The sequence below is a fragment of the Kitasatospora sp. NPDC059146 genome, assembly GCF_042786665.1.
In the GTDB taxonomy this organism is placed as follows: Bacteria; Actinomycetota; Actinomycetes; order Streptomycetales; family Streptomycetaceae; genus Kitasatospora.
Genome location: NZ_JBHZCY010000054.1, coordinates 1 through 21356 on the forward strand (window position 1 = coordinate 1; position 21356 = coordinate 21356).

18 protein-coding genes and 1 tRNA gene are annotated in these 21356 nt (G+C 73.0%); 2 read left to right on the forward strand and 17 right to left on the reverse strand.

Going from position 1 to position 21356, the window contains the following annotated elements:
• Positions 1-120: 120 nt before the first annotated feature.
• From kdpC to ACFXPX_RS22810, 6 genes are all read right to left on the reverse strand, one after another.
• Positions 121-750 (reverse strand): K(+)-transporting ATPase subunit C, encoded by a 630-nt coding sequence (gene kdpC / locus ACFXPX_RS22785; RefSeq protein ID WP_375881963.1) that lies wholly within the window; start codon positions 748-750, stop codon positions 121-123.
• A 21-nt stretch (positions 751-771) separates the two neighbouring features.
• On the reverse strand, positions 772-2889 hold the full coding sequence (gene kdpB, locus ACFXPX_RS22790; protein WP_380642962.1) for a potassium-transporting ATPase subunit KdpB: 2118 nt from the start codon (positions 2887-2889) through the stop codon (positions 772-774).
• Positions 2889-4550: a potassium-transporting ATPase subunit KdpA gene (gene kdpA, locus ACFXPX_RS22795; protein ID WP_375881959.1), complete on the reverse strand. Its 1662-nt coding sequence runs from the start codon at positions 4548-4550 to the stop codon at positions 2889-2891. Before kdpA ends, kdpB begins: the two co-directional genes overlap by 1 nt.
• 1 nt (position 4551) lies before the next feature.
• A complete protein-coding gene (gene kdpF / locus ACFXPX_RS22800) occupies positions 4552-4641 on the reverse strand; it encodes a K(+)-transporting ATPase subunit F (protein WP_045693083.1) in 90 nt (29 codons plus the stop codon).
• Between the two features lie 388 nt (positions 4642-5029).
• On the reverse strand, positions 5030-6859 hold the full coding sequence (locus ACFXPX_RS22805) for an APC family permease (RefSeq protein WP_380521317.1): 1830 nt from the start codon (positions 6857-6859) through the stop codon (positions 5030-5032).
• A 384-nt stretch (positions 6860-7243) separates the two neighbouring features.
• Positions 7244-7324, reverse strand: a tRNA-Tyr gene (locus tag ACFXPX_RS22810).
• Positions 7325-7542: 218 nt separating this feature from the next.
• Here ACFXPX_RS22810 and ACFXPX_RS22815 point away from each other — a divergent pair.
• On the forward strand, positions 7543-8031 hold the full coding sequence (locus ACFXPX_RS22815) for a YajQ family cyclic di-GMP-binding protein (RefSeq protein WP_375881954.1): 489 nt from the start codon (positions 7543-7545) through the stop codon (positions 8029-8031).
• Between the two features lie 114 nt (positions 8032-8145).
• Here the strand turns inward: ACFXPX_RS22815 and ACFXPX_RS22820 are convergent, their stop codons facing one another.
• The 11 genes from ACFXPX_RS22820 to ACFXPX_RS22870 form a co-directional block, all read right to left on the reverse strand.
• Positions 8146-9207, reverse strand: a complete 1062-nt coding sequence (locus ACFXPX_RS22820; RefSeq protein WP_380398980.1) for a threonine aldolase family protein — start codon at positions 9205-9207, stop codon at positions 8146-8148.
• An 89-nt stretch (positions 9208-9296) separates the two neighbouring features.
• On the reverse strand, positions 9297-10514 hold the full coding sequence (locus ACFXPX_RS22825) for an acetyl-CoA carboxylase biotin carboxylase subunit family protein (protein WP_380642964.1): 1218 nt from the start codon (positions 10512-10514) through the stop codon (positions 9297-9299).
• 27 nt (positions 10515-10541) lie between these two features.
• Positions 10542-12155, reverse strand: coding sequence for a class I tRNA ligase family protein (locus ACFXPX_RS22830; RefSeq protein ID WP_375881948.1), 1614 nt, complete (start codon positions 12153-12155; stop codon positions 10542-10544).
• Between the two features lie 26 nt (positions 12156-12181).
• Positions 12182-13351 (reverse strand): FAD-dependent oxidoreductase, encoded by a 1170-nt coding sequence (locus ACFXPX_RS22835; protein WP_380642966.1) that lies wholly within the window; start codon positions 13349-13351, stop codon positions 12182-12184.
• The gene (locus ACFXPX_RS22840; protein WP_380529216.1) at positions 13348-13734 is read right to left on the reverse strand and encodes a cupin domain-containing protein; all 387 of its coding nucleotides are present in this window, start codon (positions 13732-13734) and stop codon (positions 13348-13350) included. Before ACFXPX_RS22840 ends, ACFXPX_RS22835 begins: the two co-directional genes overlap by 4 nt.
• 11 nt (positions 13735-13745) lie before the next feature.
• On the reverse strand, positions 13746-14966 hold the full coding sequence (locus ACFXPX_RS22845; RefSeq protein ID WP_375881942.1) for a lysine N(6)-hydroxylase/L-ornithine N(5)-oxygenase family protein: 1221 nt from the start codon (positions 14964-14966) through the stop codon (positions 13746-13748).
• Positions 14963-16234: an ATP-grasp domain-containing protein gene (locus tag ACFXPX_RS22850; protein ID WP_380642968.1), complete on the reverse strand. Its 1272-nt coding sequence runs from the start codon at positions 16232-16234 to the stop codon at positions 14963-14965. Before ACFXPX_RS22850 ends, ACFXPX_RS22845 begins: the two co-directional genes overlap by 4 nt.
• On the reverse strand, positions 16231-17505 hold the full coding sequence (locus ACFXPX_RS22855) for an MFS transporter (RefSeq protein ID WP_375881938.1): 1275 nt from the start codon (positions 17503-17505) through the stop codon (positions 16231-16233). Before ACFXPX_RS22855 ends, ACFXPX_RS22850 begins: the two co-directional genes overlap by 4 nt.
• Positions 17506-17768: 263 nt before the next feature.
• Positions 17769-18485, reverse strand: a complete 717-nt coding sequence (locus ACFXPX_RS22860; RefSeq protein ID WP_380642970.1) for a hypothetical protein — start codon at positions 18483-18485, stop codon at positions 17769-17771.
• 115 nt (positions 18486-18600) lie between these two features.
• The gene (locus ACFXPX_RS22865; RefSeq protein ID WP_380642972.1) at positions 18601-19104 is read right to left on the reverse strand and encodes a hypothetical protein; all 504 of its coding nucleotides are present in this window, start codon (positions 19102-19104) and stop codon (positions 18601-18603) included.
• Between the two features lie 42 nt (positions 19105-19146).
• A complete protein-coding gene (locus ACFXPX_RS22870) occupies positions 19147-19806 on the reverse strand; it encodes an ArsR/SmtB family transcription factor (protein ID WP_375881929.1) in 660 nt (219 codons plus the stop codon).
• 140 nt (positions 19807-19946) lie between these two features.
• Here ACFXPX_RS22870 and ACFXPX_RS22875 point away from each other — a divergent pair, with 140 nt between their 5' ends.
• Complete coding sequence (locus ACFXPX_RS22875) at positions 19947-21308, forward strand: MFS transporter (RefSeq protein WP_380586152.1); 1362 nt, start codon at positions 19947-19949, stop codon at positions 21306-21308.
• Positions 21309-21356: the final 48 nt, after the last annotated feature.

Consider the following 21356-nt stretch of genomic DNA (forward strand, 5'->3'; position numbering starts at 1 on the left):
GAGCATCCTCCCGCGCCCGGGTCGGCCCGGTCATCCTGGTATGTCGTGCGGTGTCACTGTCCGATCACTTCTGCTCGGTCACTTCTGCGCGGTCATGTCCGCTCGGTCGGGTCCGCTCGGTCACTTCGCTTCGCTGATCGCCCGGTTGAGCAGGACGACGTTGACGCCCTCGTTGCCGAGGAAGCCGAGCGAGCGGCTCTCGGTGTACTTGTCGACCAGCCCGGCGACCGTCTCCACCGGCAGCTTGCGCTCCTTGGCGACCCGGTTCACCTGCTCCTTGGCGTAGACCACCGAGATGTGCGGGTCGAGGCCGGAGCCGGAGGCGGTCAGCGCGTCGGCCGGGACGCTCGCCGGGTCGACGCCGTCGAACGCGGCGACGGCGGCGCGGCGGTCGTTGACGGCCTTGAGCAGGTCGTCGCTGTTCGGACCGAGGTTGCTGGCACCGGAGTTGTCACCGGCGTAGTTGTTGGCGGAGGGCCGGGGCTGGAACCACTTCGGGTCCGGCACCGGGTCCTCCTTCGGGTCGTCCGGGTTCTTCTTGGGCAGGTTGTAGTTCTGGCCGAGGAGGCTGGAACCGACCTGCTTGCCGTCGGACTTCACGATCGAGCCGTTGGCCTTGTCGCTGAACGCGACCTGGCTGATCCCGGTGACCAGCAGCGGGTAGGCGACTCCCAGGATCACCGTGAGCACGAGCAGCGCGCGCAGCGCGGTCCAGTGCGTACGGATGGTGGTCGGCAGGGGCTTGGACATGGTGTTTTCTCCTTCCCTGCGTCAGCTGAGGCCGGGGATGAACTGGACGATCAGGTCGATCAGCTTGATGCCGACGAACGGCACCACCAGACCGCCGAAGCCGTAGACCCCGATGTTGCGGCGCAGCAGCGAACTGGCGTCGGACGGGCGGTACTTCACGCCGCGCAGGGCGAGCGGGATCAGGCCGATGATGACCAGGGCGTTGAAGATGATCGCCGAGGTGATCGCGGACTGCGGGCTGTGCAGGCCCATGATGTTGAGGTGGCTCAGGCCCGGGTAGACCCCGGCGAACATCGCGGGGATGATCGCGAAGTACTTGGCCACGTCGTTGGCGATCGAGAAGGTGGTCAGCGCACCGCGGGTGATCAGCAGCTGCTTGCCGATCTCCACGATCTCGATCAGCTTGGTCGGGTTGGAGTCCAGGTCGACCATGTTGCCGGCCTCCTTGGCCGCCATGGTCCCGGTGTTCATCGCGACGCCGACGTCGGCCTGGGCGAGCGCGGGGGCGTCGTTGGTGCCGTCGCCGGTCATCGCGACCAGCTTGCCGCCCTCCTGCTCCTTCTTGATCAGGGCCATCTTGTCCTCGGGCGTGGCCTCGGCGAGGAAGTCGTCCACGCCGGCCTCCTCCGCGATCGCCTTGGCGGTCAGCGGGTTGTCGCCCGTGATCATGATGGTCTTGATGCCCATCCGGCGGAGCTCGTCGAACCGCTCCCGCATGCCCTCCTTGACCACGTCCTTGAGGTGGATGACCCCCAGGACGCGGGCGGGACGGCTGCCGACCTTGGCGGCCACCACCAGCGGGGTGCCACCGGCGGCGGAGATGCCGTCGACCAGGGTGGCGACCTCGTCGCCGACCGAACCGCCGTTCTCGGTGACCCAGTTGGAGACCGAGCCGGCCGCACCCTTGCGGACCTGGTGGACGCCGTCGGCCTCGTCCAGGTCCACGCCCGACATCCGGGTCTGGGCGGTGAACGGGACCCAGGTGGCGTGCGTCAACTCGCCCTGGGCGCGGGCCCGCAGGCCGTACTCGGTCTTGGCCAGGACCACGATCGAGCGGCCCTCGGGGGTCTCGTCCGCGAGCGAGGAGAGCTGGGCGGCGCCGGCCAGTTCGTCCGTGGACACGCCCGGGGCGGGCAGGAACTCGGCGGCCTGGCGGTTGCCCAGGGTGATGGTGCCGGTCTTGTCGAGCAGCAGGGTGTTGACGTCGCCGGCGGCCTCGACGGCGCGGCCGGACATCGCCAGCACGTTGCGCTGGACCAGGCGGTCCATGCCCGCGATGCCGATCGCGGAGAGCAGCGCGCCGATGGTGGTCGGGATGAGCGCCACGATCAGGGCGACCAGGACGATCATCGACTGCGGGGCGCCCGCGAAGGTGGCCATCGGCTGGAGGGTGACGACCGCGACCAGGAAGACGATGGTCAGCGAGGCCAGCAGGATGTTGAGCGCGATCTCGTTCGGCGTCTTCTGCCGGGCGGCGCCCTCGACCAGGGCGATCATCCGGTCGATGAAGGACTTGCCGGGCTCCGAGGCGATCTTCACCACGATCCGGTCGGACAGCACCTTGGTGCCGCCGGTCACCGCGGAGCGGTCGCCGCCGGACTCGCGGATGACCGGCGCGGACTCACCGGTGATCGCCGACTCGTCGACGGACGCGACGCCCTCGACCACGTCGCCGTCGCCGGGGATGACCTGCCCGGCCTCGACCACCACGTGGTCACCGAGCTGGAGCGCGGTGCCGGGCACCTCCTCCTCGGCCTGGGTGGCGGGCCAGTCGGTGAGCCGGCGGGCGACGCTCTCGGTCTTGGTCTTGCGCAGGGTGTCGGCCTGGGCCTTGCCGCGGCCCTCCGCGACGGCCTCCGCCAGGTTGGCGAAGATCGTGGTGAGCCAGAGCCAGACGGTGATCGCCCAGGCGAACACCGACGGGCTGGCGATCGCGGAGACGGTGGTGACCACCGAGCCCACCTCGACCACGAACATCACCGGGTTCTTGACCATCACCCGGGGGTCGAGCTTCTTCACCGCGTCCGGCAGGGACGCGAGGATCAGCTTCGGGTCGAGGAGGCCGCTCTGCACTCTGTGCGGCGCGGCGGGCTCGGCCTTGTCGTCGGCCGGTGCGGGGTTGAGCGTAGGGGTGGACATCAGGAGAGACCTTCCGCGAGCGGCCCGAGGGCCAGGGCCGGGAAGTAGGTGAGGCCGACGACGATCAGGATCACGCCCGACAGCAGGCCCACGAACAGCGGCTTGTGGGTGGGCAGGGTGCCCGGAGTGGCCGGAACCGGCTGCTGCTGGGCGAGCGAGCCCGCCAGCGCCAGGACGAAGACGATCGGCAGCAGTCGGCCGAAGATCATCGCCAGGCCGAGCGCGGTGTCGTACCAGTCGGTGTTGACGGTGATGCCGCCGAAGGCCGAGCCGTTGTTGTTGGCGGCCGAGGTGAAGGCGTACAGCACCTCGGAGAAGCCGTGGGCACCGGAGTTGAGCATTCCGGCCCGCTCGCCCGGCAGGGCCATCGCCACACCGGTGCCGACCAGCACGAGGGTCGGGGTGGTGAGGATGTACAGCGAGGCGAACTTCATCTCCCGGCCGCCGAGCTTCTTGCCCAGGTACTCGGGGGTGCGGCCGACCATCAGGCCGGCGACGAACACCGCGACGACCGCCAGGATCAGCATGCCGTACAGGCCGGAGCCCACACCGCCGGGCGCGATCTCGCCCAGCATCATGTTGAAGACCGTCAGACCGCCGCCGAACGGGGTGAACGAGTCGTGGAAGGAGTTCACCGCACCGGTCGAGGTCAGCGTGGTGGAGGCGGCGAAGATCGTGCTGGCGGCGATGCCGAAGCGCTGCTCCTTGCCCTCCATCGCCGCGCCCGCGGCCTGCAGGGCGGTGCCGTGGTGCGAAGCCTCGGACCAGGTCAGCAGGGCGGTCGAGGCGACCCAGAAGATGCCCATCACGGCGAGGATCGCGTAGCCCTGGCGGTTGTCCCCCACCATCCGGCCGAAGGTCCGCGGCAGGGCGAACGGGATCAGCAGGATCAGGAAGATCTCGACCAGGTTGGAGAAGCCGGTCGGGTTCTCGAACGGGTGCGCCGAGTTGGCGTTGAAGAAGCCGCCGCCGTTGGTGCCGAGGAGCTTGATGACCTCCTGGGAGGCCACCGGGCCGCCCGGGATCTTCTGCACCTCGCCGCTGAGGGTGGTCACGTCGGTGAAGCCGTGGAAGTTCTGGATCACGCCGGTGGCGGCCAGGACCAGGGCGAAGACGATCGAGATCGGCAGCAGCAGGCGCAGGTTGATCCGGGTGAGGTCCACCCAGAAGTTGCCGACCCGGTCGGTCCGGTTCCGGGTGAAGCCCCGGATCAGCGCGGCGACGACGGCGATGCCGACGGCCGCGGAGACGAAGTTCTGCACCGCCAGGCCCGCCATCTGCGCCAGGTGGCCCATCGCGGACTCACCGGCGTAGGACTGCCAGTTGGTGTTGGCGACGAAGGAGATGGCGGTGTTCCAGGCCTGGTGGCCCTCCATCTGCGGAACGCCCAGGTTCAGCAGCAGGTAGCCCTGGAGCCGGATCAGGCCGTAGAGGAAGAGCACCGAGACGGCCGAGAAGGCGATCACCGAGCGCAGGTACACCGACCAGCGCTGATCGGCGTCACCGTCGACGCCGATCACCTTGTAGATGCCGCGCTCGACTCTGAGGTGCTTGGAGGTGGTGAGGACCTTGGCGATGTAGTCGCCGAGGGGGCGGTAGCACAGGGCCAGCGCGCCGACGAGGGCGAGGGCCTGCAGCCAGCCCGCGAGAGTGGATCCCATGTCAGAACTTCTCCGGGAAGATCAGCGCCACGACGAGGTAGCCGACGAGAGCGACGGCCACGACCAGACCTGCGATGTTCTCCGCGCTCACAGCTTCTCCACCCCCCGCGCGATCAGGGCGATGACGGCGAACACGGCGACCGTGACACCGACGTAGATGAGATCGGACATGGGCTCCACCAGCGTGGTTCGGGAGATGCCGCGACCGGGCCGAATGGCTTCCGTGCGGCACCGGCGGACGACCGGCAGAGGAAGCAAATCAGCCGTCTAAGGCGCGTTAGGGCTCCCTGACGCCCTCCATACGGGTGAACGCAGTGCGTTGACGCGACCTTGACGTCCGCTTCACCGGGCCGAGACCGACGTGATCGGGCCGAGACCGTCGTGAGCCTGCCGGGACCCGGCACGCACCGGGCCCCGGTACGGCCGCAGCCGTACCGGGGCCCGTGGGTCCACCCGTCAGTCCCCTACCGCCCCCGCGGTCACATCCGCATCCGCAGGCGGCAGACCACCGCGTCGGTGTGCCGGCGCAGGGCGCGGTCGATCACGGCGCCGCGCCGGTTCTGCAGCGCGCGCTGCCACCAGTGGGCGGGCTCGACCTCGGGGATCAGCACGGTGAGCCGGTCGTACGCGTGCTCCTCGCCCAGCTGGTTGACGAAGTCGGCGATCGGCTGGCCGAGCCGCCGGTGGTCCTCCGCGATCTCCAGCAGGGGCACGCCGGGCTGCCACAGCTCCCAGTCCCGGCGCAGCGCCTCGGCGTCCGCCGGGTCGTGCACCACGGTCACCGCGAACACCTCGTCGCCCAGCGAGAGCGCCGCCGACAGTCCGTCCCGGGTGAGCCGGGTGATGGCCGTCACCGGGACCACCACCAGGCTGCGCTGACGGGTCACCGCGCCCGGCACCCGGCCGAGTTCCAGCCGCTCGCCGATCCGCCGGTAGCTGCGGTGGATCGCCTCGAACAGCACCACCAGCAGGGGCAGGGCCACCACGATGCCCCAGGCGCCCTCGGTGAACTTGGTACCGGTCACCACGAGGGTCGCGACACCGGTCAGCACCGCGCCGAAGCCGTTCAGCGCGGCCTTCCACCGCCAGCCGGCCGGGCGGTTCAGGTACCAGTGCCGGACCATGCCGACCTGGCAGATGGTGAAGCCGACGAACACGCCGATCGAGAACAGCGGCACCAGGTCGTTGACGTCGCCGCCGGAGCCGACCAGCAGCGCGGCCGACACCGCGGCCAGGAACAGCACGCCGTACCGGTACACCTGGCGGTCGGCGCGCAGCGCGAAGACGTGCGGGAGGTGGTTGTCCCGGGCGAGCAGGTCCATCAGCACCGGCAGGCCGCCGAAGGAGGTGTTGGCGGCGAGGCCGAGCAGCACCACGGTGGCGAACTGGACGACGAAGAAGCCGGCGCCGTGGCCGAGCGAGGCGTCCGCGAGCTGGGCGAGCACGGTGACGCCGTCGACCGGCTGGAGGTGGAAGCGGCCGATCAGCACGGCCAGGCCGATCAGCATCACGCCGAGCAGGGCGCCGAGCGCGACCTCGGTGTGCTGGGCCCGCTTCACCCGCGGGGTCCGGAAGGAGGGGACGGCGTTGGCCACCGCCTCGACGCCGGTCAACGCCGAACAGCCGGCCGCGAAGGCCTTGAGCAGCAGCAGCGCGCCGACCGCGGTGGCGTTCTCGGCGAGCACCGAGGCGTGGCCGGCGGCGGCCGCCGTGCTGGCCGGGGCGTCCCGGAACAGGCCGACCACGATGATCGCCAGGATGGAGAGCACGAAGACGGCGGTCGGCACCAAGAACCAGCGCGCCGACTCGGCGATGCCGCGCAGGTTGACGGCGGTCACCAGGGCGAGCACGCCCAGGCAGAGCCAGACCCGGTCGTCGTACAGGCCGGGGATCGCGGAGGTCAGCGCCGCCACTCCGGCGGTCACCGAGACCGCGACGTTCAGGATGTAGTCGATGACCAGCGAGGCGGCCGCGGTCAGCGCCGTCCGGCGCCCCAGGTGGGCCTTGGCGACGGCGTACGAGCCGCCGCCGTCCGGGAAGGCCGCGATCACCTGCCGGTAGGAGGCGACCAGCACCGCGAGCAGGACGGCGATCGCCACCGTGACCGGCACCGTGAAGCCCAGCCCGTACGCGCCGGCCGCGGCCAGCACCAGCACGATCGACTCCGGGCCGTAGGCCACCGAGGCCATCGCGTCCAGCGACAGCGCCGCCAGGCCGCCGAGCGCGCTGAGCCGGTGCCGCTCGTCGCCCGCCCCGGTGTCCGGCGGTTCGTCGGCCGTGACGGCCGGGGTGGAGATGGCGCTGGACATCGGACGGACCTCCGCAGTCGGTAGTTGCTCCGAATCCTGCGGTTCGCGCGCCCGGGGCGCGCCCGTCCCCTACGCGTTCCTGACGCCGTCACCAGCGCCCTTGACGCGGCCTTGACGCCACCGCCGTACGGCGGAAGGGGGGCTTGGCGGGGGTGGGGTGAGCCGTGGTCCCGGCGGGCGCCGGTTGGGAAGACGATCAGCTCGGTCGAAGGACTCCCACCCCCGACCCCCCACTCTGCTGCCCACAAAACGTAATTGCAAGCTATGTGCAACAAGTCCCCGACGACCCCACCCGGACGCCCCCGCCGTTCGATCCCGCCCGGACCGCACGAAAAAGGCCCCCGATCCGCGTTTCCGCAGATCGGGGGCCGTTTCTCTATCCTGTGGCTGGTGCAGGGTTCGAACCTGCGTAGCTTGCGCGACAGATTTACAGTCTGCTCCCTTTGGCCGCTCGGGCAACCAGCCAGGATGGTGTCTCGCGGGGCTTCTCGGCCCCGTTCGACGTGGTAAACCATACCTGATCCGGGGGGGTGCTACGCCACTCGGTAGATCACCCGACGATCGAGGACCGCCGCGCGGCGGTCACGGGCGGGGCCGGGGTGACGCTGGATAGGCTTGGGCGGCGGGCGCCCGGTGGGGCGGGCCGTGCCAGTGAAGCCAGAGCATCAAGGAGACCAACACCCATGGCCGACTCCAGTTTCGACATCGTCTCGAAGGTCGAGTGGCAGGAGGTCGACAACGCGATCAACCAGACCTCCCGTGAGATCGCCACCCGCTTCGACTTCAAGGGCGTGGGCGGCGAGATCAGCCGCTCCGGCGAGAAGATCGAGATGAAGGCCAACGGCGAGGAGCGCGTGCGCGCCATCCTGGACGTGCTGCAGACGAAGTTCGTCAAGCGCGGCCTGTCGTTGAAGGCGCTGGACGCCGGTGAGCCGCAGCTGTCCGGCAAGGAGTACAAGATCTTCGCGGACATCAAGGAAGGCATCACCACGGAGGATGCCAAGAAGGTCGCGAAGATCATCCGGGACGAGGGCCCGAAGGGCGTCAAGGCCCAGGTCCAGGGCGACGAGCTGCGCGTCAGCTCCAAGAGCCGCGACGACCTCCAGGCCGTCCAGGCCCTGCTCAAGGGCAAGGACCTGGACTTCGCGGTCCAGTACGTGAACTACCGCTAGTCGACCCCGGCCGGCCCGCACCCCGCGCGCGGGCGGACGGCTGGACGGCAGGACGGCACGGCCCCGCTCCCGGATTTCGGGGGCGGGGCCGTTCGCGTCGGCGCGGCAGGCCGGTCAGAGCGCCGCGGCGAGTTCCTCGGCGATCGCGGCGGCGAAGGCGTCGACGTCGGCCTCGGTGGTGTCGAAGGAGGTCATCCAGCGGACCTCGCCGCTCTGCACGTCCCAGGTGTAGAAGCGGAAGCGCTTCTGCAGGGCCTCGGTGGCGGCCGGCGGCAGCACGGCGAAGATCTGGTTGGCCTGCACCGGGCGGTCGATCCGGATGCCGGGCAGGTCCCGGACGGCCGTGAACAGCCGCTGGGTCATCGCGTTGGCGTGGGAGGCGCTGCGCAGCCAGAGGTCGGTGCCCAGGAGGGCCTCGAACTGGACGGAGACGAAGCGCATCTTGGAGGCCAGCTGCATCGAGGTCTTGCGCAGGTAGCGCATGCCCTGGACGGCCTCCCGGTTCAGCACCACGATCGCCTCGCCGAGCAGCAGGCCGTTCTTGGTGCCGCCGAGCGAGAAGGCGTCCACGCCGGCGTCGGTGGTGAAGGCCCGCATCGGGACGCCCAGGGTGGCGGCGGCGTTGGCCAGTCGGGCGCCGTCGAGGTAGACCTTCATGCCCAGGCCGTGCGCGTGGTCGCAGATCGCCCGGATCTCCTCGGGCGTGTAGCAGGTGCCGACCTCGGTGGACTGGGCGATCGAGACGACGGCGGGGCGGGCCCGGTGCTCGTTGTCGAAGCCGTAGGCCTGGCGGTCGATCAGCTCGGGGGTGAGCTTGCCGTCCCAGGCCGGGACGGTGTGCAGCTTGAGGCCGGCCATCACCTCCGGCGCACCGCCCTCGTCCACGTTGACGTGCGCGCTCTCGGCGCAGACCAGGGCGTCCCGGCGGTCCATCATGGCCTGCAGCGCGACCACGTTGGCGCCGGTGCCGTTGAACACCGGGAACACCTCGGCGGACGGGCCGAAGTGGCCGCGGAACACCTCCTGGAGGTGCTCGGTGTAGACGTCCTCGCCGTAGCTGACCTGGTGGCCGCCGTTGGCGACGGCGATCGCCGCCAGCACCTCGGGGTGGACGCCGGCGTAGTTGTCGCTGGCGAAGGCGCGGAGCTCGGGGTCGTGTCGTCGCTGCGGGGTCATCGGGTGCTGTTCCTCCACTGGCACGGGGTCGGGGGTCACGGGGGCCACGGGGCTCACGGGGGTCAGGGCGGTCACGGGGGTCAGGGCGGTCACGGTCGGACCGGTTCGACGTCGAGCCGGTACTCGGCCATGATCCGGCGGGCCGCGGCCCGTACGCTCCGCTCGTCCGGTCCGGTCAGCCGGAAGCGGCCGGGGACGTGGAAGTAGCCGCCGGTGCCGTCGTACACGGCGCCGGGCTCGGGCAGCACCTCGGCGTACACCTGCGGCACCACGCCCGTCATCGGGGTGCGGTCCAGCACCCGGGCGGGCCGGACCGCGGGCTCGGGCATGACGACCCAGCCGGCGCTGGCGTGCTCGAAGCCGCGGCCGGCCGACTCCAGCGGGAGGCCGAGCACCGTGCGGAAGGTCTCCGCCATCAGGTCGATGCCGTGCACCTCCCGGTGGACGAAGGGCACCTCGGCGCCGCCCGGGCGCATGCCGACCTCCAGGAAGACCGGTTCGCCGCTCGGCCGGCGGATCACCTCCAGGTGGAAGCAGCCGGTCTCCAGGCCGAGCGCCCGGACGCAGGCGAGCGCGAAGGCGGCGAGCTCGTCCCGCAGCGCGCCCGGGTCCAGGAACACCGAGCCGAGCGGGCGGCCCTCGGTGAACTCCAGCGGGGTGTTGACGTAGCCGGAGACGCTGACGAAGTGCTCGCGGCCCGCCGCGAGCACCCCGGCGACGTGGTAGATCTCCGAGGAGACGTACTCCTCGCACTCGTACTCCTCGGCGTCGGTCTCCGCGAGCGCCGCCGTCAGGGCGGCGGAGTCGTGGACGATCCGGACGCCGGCCGAACCGGCCCGGGCCCGCGGCTTGAGGACCATCGGGAAGCCGACCGCGCGCTCCAGCTCGGCGGCGGACGCGCCGCCCGCCAGCGCGGCGAACCGCGGCACCGCCAGTCCGGCCGCGGCCACCCGCTCCTTCATCACCACCTTGTCCTTGAACGCCCGCACCAGGTCGGCCGAGGGGCCGGGGGCGCCGACCGCCTCGCGCACCCGGGCGGCCGTCAGCACGTCGTACTCCGACAGGCCGACCACGCCGTCGAAGGCGCCGTGCCGCTCCCGCAGTTCCCGTGCGGCCGCCAGGACGGTGGCGAACTCCAGGTCGGGCACGGTGACCACGCGCCCGGGCTCGATCGGGCCGAGCGCGGCCACGCCGTCGGGCGTGGTGACGACCGAGAGGTCGCAGGGGTGGCCGGCGCAGTACCGCCGGTACTCGGCGTCCTCGTCGTCGTAGCGGTTGACGACCAGGTAGTGCGGGTGTTCAGGCACGCGGGGGCTCCGAAGGGGTGGTGGGGATCAGCTCAGGGTTTCCGGCAGGCAGGCGGCGAAGTCGGCCGCGGTGACCGGGGTGAACCACCGCCGGTGCGCGACGGTGGCCGGGGCCGGGCGCTCCGGGAAGGCGGCGAAGCCCGGGTCGCCGGTGCCGCCGAGCCGCCGCCAGAGGTCGGCGGCGAAGTCCGGCATGATCGGGAAGCCCAGCAGGGCCAGCCCCTTGAGCCACCAGTAGCCCTGGTCGGGGGTGCGGTCGGCGTCGGGGAGGGCGTCGATCCGGTCGATCCAGGAGTCCAGCACCGCGCCGGCCTCGGCCATCCGCACGGTCGGGCCGTCCAGGGCCCGCTCCAGCCGGTCCAGGTGCGCGTCGAGCGCGGCCAGCACCGGCGCGGGGAGCGCCGCCGGCTCGGCCGGCAGCCGCTCCCAGGCGGCGGCGATCCGGTCCTCCAGGACGCCGGCCAGCCGGTGGTTGACGGCGTCCAGGAACTCCTTGGGCTCGAAGCTGGTCTGCGAGGTCTCCGGGTTGACCAGGGCGAGGTGGTAGCGGACGGCGTCCGGGGTCAGCCCGCGGACCTTCGCGACGCCCGAGGCGGTGATCGCGTGCCGGCGGCTGGTGGAGAACTTCTCCCCGGCCAGCTGGTAGAACTCGTTGATCAGCACCCGGTCGTACGGCCGGGTGTCCCCGTGCACCAGGGCGACGGCGTTGATGCAGACCAGCGCGGACACCACGTTGTCGCAGCCGAGGCTGGTCACGGTGACCACGTCGGAGTCGGGCGAGAAGGAGTTGACCTCGGCCCCGATCCGCTGCCGGTGGATCTCGCCGAGCAGCCGGGCGAACATGAAGCCGCCGGTGTACGAGAACAGGCTGGACGGGACGCCGTCCTCGCCGCCGGCCAGCGTCATCCCCCAGGTCTCGGGGACGCTCAGCCGGATGGTGGCGCCGCCCCGGCCGAGCAGCGCCCGGACGGTCGAGCGGTACCGCTCGGCGAGGTCCAGGCGGTCGAACTCGGGCTCCAGTTCGGCCAGTCCGGCGGTGCGCAGGAAGCGGGTGGCGATCTGCCGCCACTGCCAGTCGGCGTCCGTGGCCAGCCGCGGGCGCGGCTCGACCACCTCCTCCGGACGGAAGTGCGCGCCGCAGCCCTCGCAGAAGTAGCTGGCCACCTCGGTGCCGCAGTCCGGGCAGCGGCCGAGCAGCAGCGGGCCGACCACGAAGCGGCCGGCGGTCGGCTCGTACGGGACCTTCTCGATCAGCGTGCTCACCGCGCCGCGGGCGTCCAGCCGGGCGACGCTCCCGTCGATCTCGCGCTGGAACAGGCCGTGCCAGGGCTCCTCGGCGGGGTTGACGAACTCGTCCATGCCGATCCGCAGCGCGGCGAGGTCGGCCTGCATGACCTCGTGGTAGTGGGCGACGACCTCGCCCGGGTCGACGCCGTCGACCCGGGCCTTCATGGCGACCCAGGGCTCGTAGGCGTCGGTGCCGGTCATGATCGCCGGACGGTCGCCGCGCATCCGCAGGAAGCGGGCGAGCGCGTCCACCCGCAGGAAGGGGCCGGCGATGTGGCCCAGGTGCAGGTGCCCGTTGGGCGTGGGCTCCGGGGGGACGAGCAGGTAGTGGCGGGGGGTGGCGTTGGTGCGCATCGTGGTCCTCACGGGCTGTCGGGAGGTCAGTCGAGGCCCAGCAGGGCGAGTGCGCCCTCGGCCATGGCCGGGGCGAGCCGGAAGCCGGAGCCCGCGCCACCGGTCGCCAGGACGACGCCGTCGAGGCCGTCCAGCGGGGTGATCAGCGGGGCGAAGTCCGGGAGGTAGAGGTCGGCACCGGTCCGGCAGCCGATGAACTCGGGCCGGAAGCAAGGGAGTTGCTCGGCGAGGACGGCCTCGGCCAGGGCCCGGTCGGCGGGGTTCGGCGCCAGCCGGGTGCGCTCGGGCGGGCAGTCCCAGTCGGTGCTGGTGATGCTGTAGTACCAGTCCCGGCCCTCGCCGACGGGCAGCAGGAAGGCGTCCGGCTCGTCCAGCACCAGCAGCGGGCGGTGCCCGCCGGGCTCTCCGCCGCGCAGCCGGTAGGCGACCACCTTCTTGGTCCGGGCGCCGAGCCGCTTCGCCGTCGCGGCGAACGGGCCGGCCAGGGCGGCGGCGCCGGGGGCGGCCAGCACCCGGCGGGCGGTCAGCTCGCCGCCGTCCTCGGCGATCAGCCGGTAGCCGTCCGCACAGGGCTCGACGGCGCGCACCGCGAAGCCCTCGACCAGGTCCCGCCGCGGGCCGTCGACCCGGGATCCGGCAGTGAGGGGTCCGGCAGTGAGGGGTCGGGCAGTGAGGGATCCGGCGACGGGCGATCCGTCGGCGGGGCCCCCGGCGGTGAGGGGCCGGAGCAACTGCTCGACGGCCTCGGCGGGTTCGGAGAACGTCGCCTCGGCGGAGCGCCGCAGCTCGGTGCCCGCCCCGCCGACCGGTCCGCCGAACACGGCCCGCAGCTGCGCCTCCTGCTCGGACCGGCAGGGCGCCAGCGCGTCGCCGACCAGCTGGCCGTCGACCCCGGCCGCACCACCGGCCGGCACCACCCAGTACGCGCGCCGCACCTCGGCGTTCAACGCCGGTGCGAGCGCGGCCAGTTCGGCCCGGAGTTCGAGGCTGCGCCGGGCCAGGGCCCGCTGCTCCCCGGTCCGCCCGGCCGGGATGTCCACCGCGAGCGAGCGCACGGTCGAGCCGTCGTGCACGGCGCCCGCGCAGACCGCGACCACCGAGGCGTCCGGATGGCGCAGCGCGGCCAGGCCGACGGCGGTGGCGCCGACGATGCCGGTGCCGATCACCGCGAGGTCGTACGTCCCGTGCCCGCTCACGCGCCGGCCTCCCGCCACCAGATCGAGAGCACCGTCATCTCCTCGTCGGCGGTGTGCAGCCGGTGCTCCTCACCGCCCGGGAGCGCGTACAGCCCGCCCGGGCGGGCCGGGTGCTCGCGGCCGCCGCAGGTGATCACCCCGTGGCCGCGCTGGACCAGCCACAGTTCCTGCGAGGCGTGGCAGTCGGCCATGGTGGCCGAGTGCGGGGGCACGGTGAACACCGCCAGGTTGACGGGCAACCGGCCGACGGCCGCGAGGACCTCGGCCGCGTCCAGGTCGGCCTCCAGGCTGGAGGTGCCGGTCTCGTCGACGTCGGGCGCGAGGTAGCGGACCTCGACGGACCGCCCCTCGGCCACGGCGTCCGGGCCGGCCGTCTCGTTCAACTGATGCATCGTCAGGAACCCCCGTTCGTACGGATGCTGTCGAGGATCGCCCGGCTGCGCCAGGCGAGCAGGCCGAGGTTGGGATCGGTGATGCCGAACGCGTGCCGGGCGCCGTTCTGCAGGTAGATCCGGTGGCCGTCCGGCCCGTCCCACTCCACCGAGTAGTCCTCCCGGACGACCGGGAGGCCGTCCTCCAGCCGCAGTCGCCCGGTCAAGGCGCCCAGGCACTGCGGCAGTTGCTGGACGTAGCCGGTCGCCAGCACGACCGCGTCGCAGTCCACCGCGGTCTCGGCCCCGTCGGACTTGAGCTCCAGGCGCAGCCCGTCGGCCCGCTCGGCGAGCCCGGCGACCTCGTGCCCGGGCAGCAGCCGGATCAGCTCCGGGCGCCCCTCGACGTGGCTGGTCAGGTAGACGATCCGGTACAGCTCGGCCAGCAGGCCCTCGTTGACGCCGTCGCTGGCGTACTTCTGCTCGGCCAGCAGGGCGGCCCGCTGCTCCTTGGGCCGTCCGAAGAAGTCCTGGGCGGCCTCCGGCAGGTACAGGTCGTTGGTGAAGGCCGACTCGTCCAGCGGCAGGAAGCCGGGCCGCCGGCTGACCCAGGTGACCCGCTCCGGGCGGGCCTGGCCGACCAGCAGGTGGCGGACGATCTCGGCGCCGCTCTGCCCGCCGCCGACCACGGCGACCCGGCGGCCGGCCAGTGCCTCGGCGTGCTGGACGAACTCGCTGGAGTGGAACACGGCCGGCCCGGTGGCGCCCTCCAGCACCGGCGGGAGGTACGGCTGCGGGCCCGCGCCGAGGACGAGGTGCCGGGAGCGGAAGGTGCCCCGGGAGGTCTCGGTCTCGAAGTGGTCGCCGTGGAAGCGGACCTCCGTCACGTCGTGGTCGTAGCGGACGGTGTCGCCGAGCTGGTCGGCCACCCAGCCGAGGTACTGGTTGAACTCCGCGCGGTGGACGGCCGGGAAGCGGGCGGTCAGGAACTGGTAGAACCGGCCCTTGGCGGCGAGGAAGGCCAGGAAGGAGAACCGGCTGGTCGGGTCGACCGGGGTGACCAGGTCCTTGAACGGCGAGTTCTGCAGGGTGGCGTCGGGGAGCAGCAGCCCCGGGTGCCAGGCGGGCCGTTCGCGGCGGTCCAGGTGCAGTCCGGTGGTGCCCGGGTGGGCTTCGGCCTGGGCGGCCAGGCTGAGGTTGGCCGGGCCGGCGCCGACCGCCAGGTAGTCGAGGAGCTCGCTCACCGTTCGTCCTCCGCTTGGGGGTTGATCCGGACGGCGGCGTCGACCGCGCCGCGCAGCGCGGTGGCGGCGGCCGGGGAGTCGGCGGTGAAGACCGCCTGGCCGAGCCGGCAGCGGAAGTCGTCCAGGTGCGGGTGGATCGGGTCGCCCGGGGCGAGGTCGAGCCGGACCTCGCGCACGCCCGGCAGGGCGGCCGCGGTGTCCAGGCCGGTGGCCCGGTCGAAGCGGGTCTCCCCGGGGGCGGTGAAGAAGTGGATGCCGGCGACCGCCGCGACCGGCTCGCCGAAGGCGCCGGTCTCCTGCGGGTCGAGGCCGAGCAGCCCGGCCAGCCACACCCTGGGCAGGCTGACGCCGGTGGCGAGCTGGGCCAGTTCGGCGATCCGGTCGCCGCCCATCCGGGCGCCGATCTCGACCAGGGCCGGGCCCTGGGCGGTGAGCCGCAGTTCGCAGTGGAACGGCCCGACGCTCAGGTTGACCGCCCGGACGACGCTCTGGACGTACTCCTCGATCGCGGCCGAGGCCTCGGCCGACAGGGCGGCGGGCAGCTGGTGGCCGATCTCGGCGAAGTACGGCTCCGGCGCGAGGAGCTTCTCGGTCACCGCGACGACGGTGGTGGTGCCGTCGAGGACGTAGCCCTCGACGCTGTACTCCGGCCCGTCCAGGTACTCCTCGACCAGGGCCCGCTCGATCATCGGGCGGCCGAGGTCGACGAAGTCGTCGGTGCTGAGCCGGCGGTACGCGTCGGTCAGCTGGTCCAGGTCGTGGACCACCGACACGTGGAGGCTGCCGGACTGGTCCACCGGCTTGACCACGCAGGGGAAGCCGGTGAGCTCGGCGGCCTTCGCGAGGTGCTGGTCGGAGCTCACCTCCAGGAAGCGCGGGCTGCGCAGCCCGGCGGCCTCGACCGCCTCGCGCATCCGGGTCTTGTCCCGGACCTGCTCCACCGTCCGCACGTCCAGGCCGGTCAGGCCCAGTTCGGCGGCGAGGTGCGCGGCGTTGGGGACGTAGACGTCGCAGCCGGGGAAGACCGCGGACAGCGGGAGGCGCTCGTGCAGTTCGCGGACCGCGGCGAGCAGGGCGGGCAGGTCGTTGGTCTCGACGGTCACCAGTGCGTCGATGCGGTCGCGCAGGTGCGCGGGCATCACCCGGTCCTCGGTGTCCGCGCTGGCGACCACGACGCCGATCCCCAGGTCCAGGGCGGCCTCGACCAGCAGCACACCCCCCGAGAGGGCTTCGATCACGAGGATGCGCCGGTCCGAATGCTTGGTCATCGTGCTATGTCTTCCCGTTCGTGGGCCACGGTCGCCGTTCCGGCGTCGTGGTGGTGGGGGTCGTGAGGGTGGGGGTCGTGAGGGTGGTGGGGGTCGGCGGGGGCCGGGCGGCCGGCCCGGGCCAGCCCGGGCAGCAGCGCGAGGGCCAGGACCAGCGCCCCGACCGCGGCCACCCGCAGCAGGGTGGCCGGGTCGACCGAGGAGCCGGCCAGGGCGAGGGTCGCCCCGGCGACCGGCATCGGCGCCACCAGCAGCAGGCCGAAGGCGGCGACCGCGCTGCCGTACTCCCCGGTCGGCACCCGCTCGGCCCTGGTGGTGCGCAGGTAGACGCTGAACAGCGAGTCCAGGGCCAGGAACACCCCGAGGGCGACGCCGAACAGCGCCAGGTCCGGGGCCACGGACAGCCCCAGGCAGACCAGCGCGGAGGCGACGGCCAGGCCGATGCCGTAGCGCCACAGTCCGAGCCGGCCGATCAGCCAGGGGGCGATGCCGACCACCGCGATCGAGGCGACGCCGGCCGCCGAGTAGACGAAGCCGAGCGCGCTCTCCGAGACGCCGTACCGGGTGGCGACCAGGGCCGGGGCACTGCCGATCAGCAGGCTGAGCAGGTAGTTCAGCCCCATGGTCAGCAGCACCACGCTGCGCAGCACCGGATCCCGTACGGTCCGGCGCAGGCCGGCCAGCGGGGACGGCGCCGCGTCCGGGTCGGCCCTGCCGGCGGGCAGGGCGAGGGCGAGCAGCAGGCTGGCCGCGTAGCCGGCTCCCGCGGTGGCGACGAACACCACCGGCGGGAAGAGCAGCAGCAGTCCGCCGAGCGCGGGCCCGGCGATGATGGCGGCCTGTTCCAGGCCGGTCAGCACCGACTGGGTGCGGGCCGCCCGCTCCGGCGGGGTGAGCAGCCGCCCGGCCTTCTCGCCGGCCACGAAGGTCTGCTCGAAGAACGCGCCGGACAGCATGCCGAAGACCAGCACCACGGGCACCGCGGTGCTCGGCCGGAGCAGGATCAGCAGGCAGCAGACGGCCGCCAGGGCGAGCCGTCCCGCGTCGCTGACCAGAAAGATCTGGCGGATCGACAGCCGGTCCACCAGGTAGCCCGCACCGGCCAGCGAGAGCAGCCGGGGCGTCCAGGTCAGCACCACGGCCACACCCGACCAGGTGAGCCCGCCGGTCACCCGGTAGCAGAGCAGGGGGATCCCGAAGACCAGGAGGTTGTCCACCAGCCAGCCGATCGAGCGCAGCGCGAAGTAACCCACCGTACGGCCGGACGCCATGGAAGTTCCCCCGTGAACCTCGGAAATCGCCACCCCGGCCGGGCTGTTCGAAGCCCGGCATGAGCACGACCGTAGCCCGTCGAAAACGGAAAAGCTAGATCCATTTTCTGCGTCGACATGAAGATCTGTTCTCATCTGACGCTTCGACAGGAAGATCTGTTGGCAGACGTCGGGACGACGACAAGGCCCCGCTCCCGGACCGGGGAGCGGGGCCTCGCGCGGCGGCCGACAGGGGTCGGCCGGTCACGGCCGACCGATGACGGTCAGTCGGTGGCGGGGTGGGAACGGGCGGCAGCGGTCAGCGCCTGCGCCTGGGCGCGCAGCGCGTCGAGCTGCTTCTGGAGGCCCGCGGGTGCGGAACCGGGGAGCTGCCGGGACGGGCTCGCGGCGGTGCCCGGGACGGTGGGCAGCGCCGGCACGCTCGGGAGTTGGCCGAGCAGGCCCTGCAAGGCGGCGAGGAGCTGCTGGACGACACCTCCGACGTCGGGGACGGCCGAGGTCACCGTCGAGAGCAGTCCGGTGACCAGCTTGACGACGTCGCCGAGCGCCCCGAGGGCCGCGCTCGGGTCCGGCGCGGCCGGGACGGCGGGCAGGGCCGGCAGGGCGGGCAGGGCGGGGACCGCCGGGGCTCCGGGCACGGAGGGGGTGTCCGGCAGGGTGGGCACCGTCGGCACGGTCGGGGCGTCCGGAACGGTAGGCACCGTCGGCACGGTCGGGGCGTCCGGCGCGGTCGGGGTGTCCGGTGCGGTGGGCGCCGTCGGCGCGGTCGGGGCGTCCGGCGCGGTGGGCGCCGTCGGCACCGTGGGAGTGTCCGGCGCGGTGGGGGCGTCCGGCGCGGTCGGGGCCGTCGGGACGACGGGGGCGGAAACGGTGGTGCGGGGGGCCGAGGCTGCCTGGCCGGCGGCGGTGGCGGACGCCGTGGCGACCATGGTCAGCGCGAGGGCTGCGGTCAGGGTGGCGGCCATCCGGGTGGAACGCATGGGTACTGCTTCCTCTCAGTGCGAGTCAGGCGAGATCGCCTGACTCACACCGTGCGGTCGCCGCCCGGGCCCGGCCACCGCAGGTACGCCGAACGGCGGCGCGCCGGACGACGGCTCAGCCCTGTGCCCATCCTGCGGTGCTGCGGTGCGCCCCCAGCCCGACCGAGTCGAACTCGTCCGCCCGCCCCGGTGCGACGGACCCGCCGAGCCACCGCAGGGCGCGCGAGATCGGGGTGCCCTCGGCCGGCGCGGGCTCGAACTCGCCACTGGCGAGCGGGCCCAGGACGACCCGGCCGTCGAACCAGCCGACGGCGCGCTGGGTCCCGCCGCCACCGAAGTACTCGGCCTCGACGCGGACGATCGGACCGGCCTTGGACCAGGCGGCGAGCCGGAGTTCGAACCCGTCGGAGTACCCGCCGAATCCCGCCCCACCGGATCCCGCCCCGCCGACGGACCTGGACACCGCGGCGTCGCCCTGGAGCGCGGACAGCACGGCGGGGGTGACCGGGATGAGCGCCAGCCCCTGGGCCAGCGGCACCACCCGGGCCGCCGGCACCTCCGCCGCCGCCACCGTCAGCAGCTCCAACATGCCGATCAGCGCTTGGAGTTCATACGACATGCCCGACATGCTGTCCCACCGCACCGACAGTCGGCCCGGAATTTATCGTTCCGTGCCCGCGCGGAGACCGTAGAGCAGGGTGAAGAGGGTCACGTCCACGGCGTCGTCGGCCGTACTCGGACCTTCTTCGGACAAGCCGTCGAAGATGTCGGCCAGTTGGGCGCGGAGCCGGGCCAGCCGGTCCGGGTCGAGCCGGAGGGTGAAGTGCGCGAACAGTCCGGCCGACGGGCCCGAACCGTCCTGCGGGCGGCTGAAATCCAGCCGCCCGTCGGCCACATGGGCGCGGAACTCGCCGCGGACCCGGTCGATCGCGGCCAGCATGGCGTCGTACGCCTCGGAGCGGGCCGGGGAGTCGGCGGTGAACATCTCCGGGGCGAGCCGGATGGAGTCCTGGGCGACCCGGTAGCGGCTCTCCACGATGCCGGAGACCAGCCGGGTGCCCGCCACCAGGACCAGCCCGGCCTTCTCCAACTGCTTGATGTGCCGGTAGAGCTTGGTCTGCGGCTCGCCGAGCTCGGCGGCGAGCTCCTTGGCGGTCAGCGGACGGTCCTCGGCGGTCTTCAACGCGCCGAGGATGGCGAGGCGCAGCGGGTCGGCCAGTGCCTTGAGCACCGCGACGTCGCCCACCTGGCGCTCCTTGACCCAGGTGGTGGGCTGCTGCTGCTCGTCCCCGTCGGCGGGTTCCTGTTCGTGCTCGGCCACGGGCCCACCCTCGCAGATCGGCCGCTCCGCCCGCAATCACCGCTCGGTGAGCGCTCACCCTTGCGCAATCACTCACGCTCACGCCATCATTCACGTGAGCGTGAACGGTGTCGGAGAACGCGAACGATGGGGGTCGGTCCATGACGGAGCACACCACGGCGACGGCCGAGCGGACGGCGGTCGGGCTGGGGACGGCCGAGCAGGCAGCGGCACCCGGACCGGCGGACCCGCCGCCGCCCGTCCCGCTGCGGCGCAACCTGCGGTTCCAGGCCCTGTGGGCCGGCACCTCCTGCGCGACCCTCGGCCTGATGATCGGCGAGACCGCCTTCCCCCTGCTGGTGCTCGCCCTCACCGGCTCGTCCACCGCCGCCGGGGCCTTCGGCGCCGTCCAGATGACCGCCACCCTGCTGCTCGGCGTGCACGGCGGCTCGGTCGCCGACCGGTGGGACCGCCGCCGGGTCCTGGTCGCCTCCGACGCCGTCCGGCTGCTGGCCCTGGCCAGCGTCCCGGTGGCCCTGGCACTCGACCGGCTGGCCCTGGCCCACCTGCTGGTGGTCGCCGCACTGGTGGGCGCGACCATCGCCTACAGCGGCCCGGTCCGGCTGCTGGCCCTGCGCTCGGTGGTCGCGCCGGAGCAGCTGTCGCAGGCGCTCGCCCAGGACGAGGCCCGGATGAGCGGCGCCGCGCTGGCCGGCCCGCCGCTGGCCGGGTTCCTGTTCGGACTCGGCCGCTCGGTGCCCTTCCTCGGCGCCGCGTTCGCCTCGCTGGTCGCGCTGATCACCGCACTGCTGGTGCGCTTCCCGGCCGGACCGGCGGCCGCGGCCGGGCAGCCGGGCCGCGCGGGCCAGGACGCGCAGGACGAGCAGGACGCGCAGGAGGAGCAGGAGGACGAGGGCGGCGCGCTGGCCGGCTTCCGCCTCCTCGCCGCCTCCCCGCTGCTGCGCCCCGCACTGGCCGTCCTACTGGTGATCAACCTGACCGGGGCGGCCCTGCTGCTGCCCGTCATGGTGCTGCTGCGCGAACACGGCACCAGCAGCAGCGGGATCGGCCTGGCGCTGGCCGGCGAGGCGGTCGGCGCGCTGGCCGGGGCGACCCTGGTCTCCCGGCTGCACCGGCTGGCCGGCCCCGGGGTGCTGCTGCTCGTGGTGGCCTGGACCGCCGTGCCCGTCCCGCTGGCACCGCTGCTGCCCGGCGGGGCGGTCACCGTGTTCGCCGCGCTGTTCCTGGTCGGCGCGGGCGTACCGGCCCTGCGGGTGATGCTCGACCTGCTGGTCTTCCGTCAGGTGCCGGACCGGCTCCGCGGCCGGGTGATCGCCGCGACCATGACCCTGCTCACCGCCGGGATGCCGGCCGGCTCCTTCGCCGCCGGCCTGCTGCTGGACCGCTTCTCCCCCGCCGTCACGCTCGCCGCGATCGCCGCCCTGCTCGCCGCCGCCCTGCTGCCCGCCACCGCGAGCCGCACCCTGCGCCGCGCCACCTGGCCCGCCGCCGCGCCGGTGTGAGCCCAGGGCTGAACGCCGGTCACCCGCACGGCCGCCCGCCGCATGCGG

Coding starts and splice junctions, on each gene's coding strand:
- ACFXPX_RS22865 (WP_380642972.1), bottom strand. CDS start 19,104: ATGTCGTATGAACTCCAAGCGCTGATCGGCATGTTGGAGCTGCTGACG.
- kdpB (WP_380642962.1), bottom strand. CDS start 2,889: ATGTCCACCCCTACGCTCAACCCCGCACCGGCCGACGACAAGGCCGAG.
- kdpA (WP_375881959.1), bottom strand. CDS start 4,550: ATGGGATCCACTCTCGCGGGCTGGCTGCAGGCCCTCGCCCTCGTCGGC.
- ACFXPX_RS22830 (WP_375881948.1), bottom strand. CDS start 12,155: ATGCGCACCAACGCCACCCCCCGCCACTACCTGCTCGTCCCCCCGGAG.
- kdpC (WP_375881963.1), bottom strand. CDS start 750: ATGTCCAAGCCCCTGCCGACCACCATCCGTACGCACTGGACCGCGCTG.
- ACFXPX_RS22850 (WP_380642968.1), bottom strand. CDS start 16,234: ATGACCAAGCATTCGGACCGGCGCATCCTCGTGATCGAAGCCCTCTCG.
- ACFXPX_RS22805 (WP_380521317.1), bottom strand. CDS start 6,859: ATGTCCAGCGCCATCTCCACCCCGGCCGTCACGGCCGACGAACCGCCG.
- ACFXPX_RS22875 (WP_380586152.1), top strand. CDS start 19,947: ATGACGGAGCACACCACGGCGACGGCCGAGCGGACGGCGGTCGGGCTG.
- ACFXPX_RS22820 (WP_380398980.1), bottom strand. CDS start 9,207: ATGACCCCGCAGCGACGACACGACCCCGAGCTCCGCGCCTTCGCCAGC.
- ACFXPX_RS22860 (WP_380642970.1), bottom strand. CDS start 18,485: ATGCGTTCCACCCGGATGGCCGCCACCCTGACCGCAGCCCTCGCGCTG.
- ACFXPX_RS22855 (WP_375881938.1), bottom strand. CDS start 17,505: ATGGCGTCCGGCCGTACGGTGGGTTACTTCGCGCTGCGCTCGATCGGC.
- ACFXPX_RS22815 (WP_375881954.1), top strand. CDS start 7,543: ATGGCCGACTCCAGTTTCGACATCGTCTCGAAGGTCGAGTGGCAGGAG.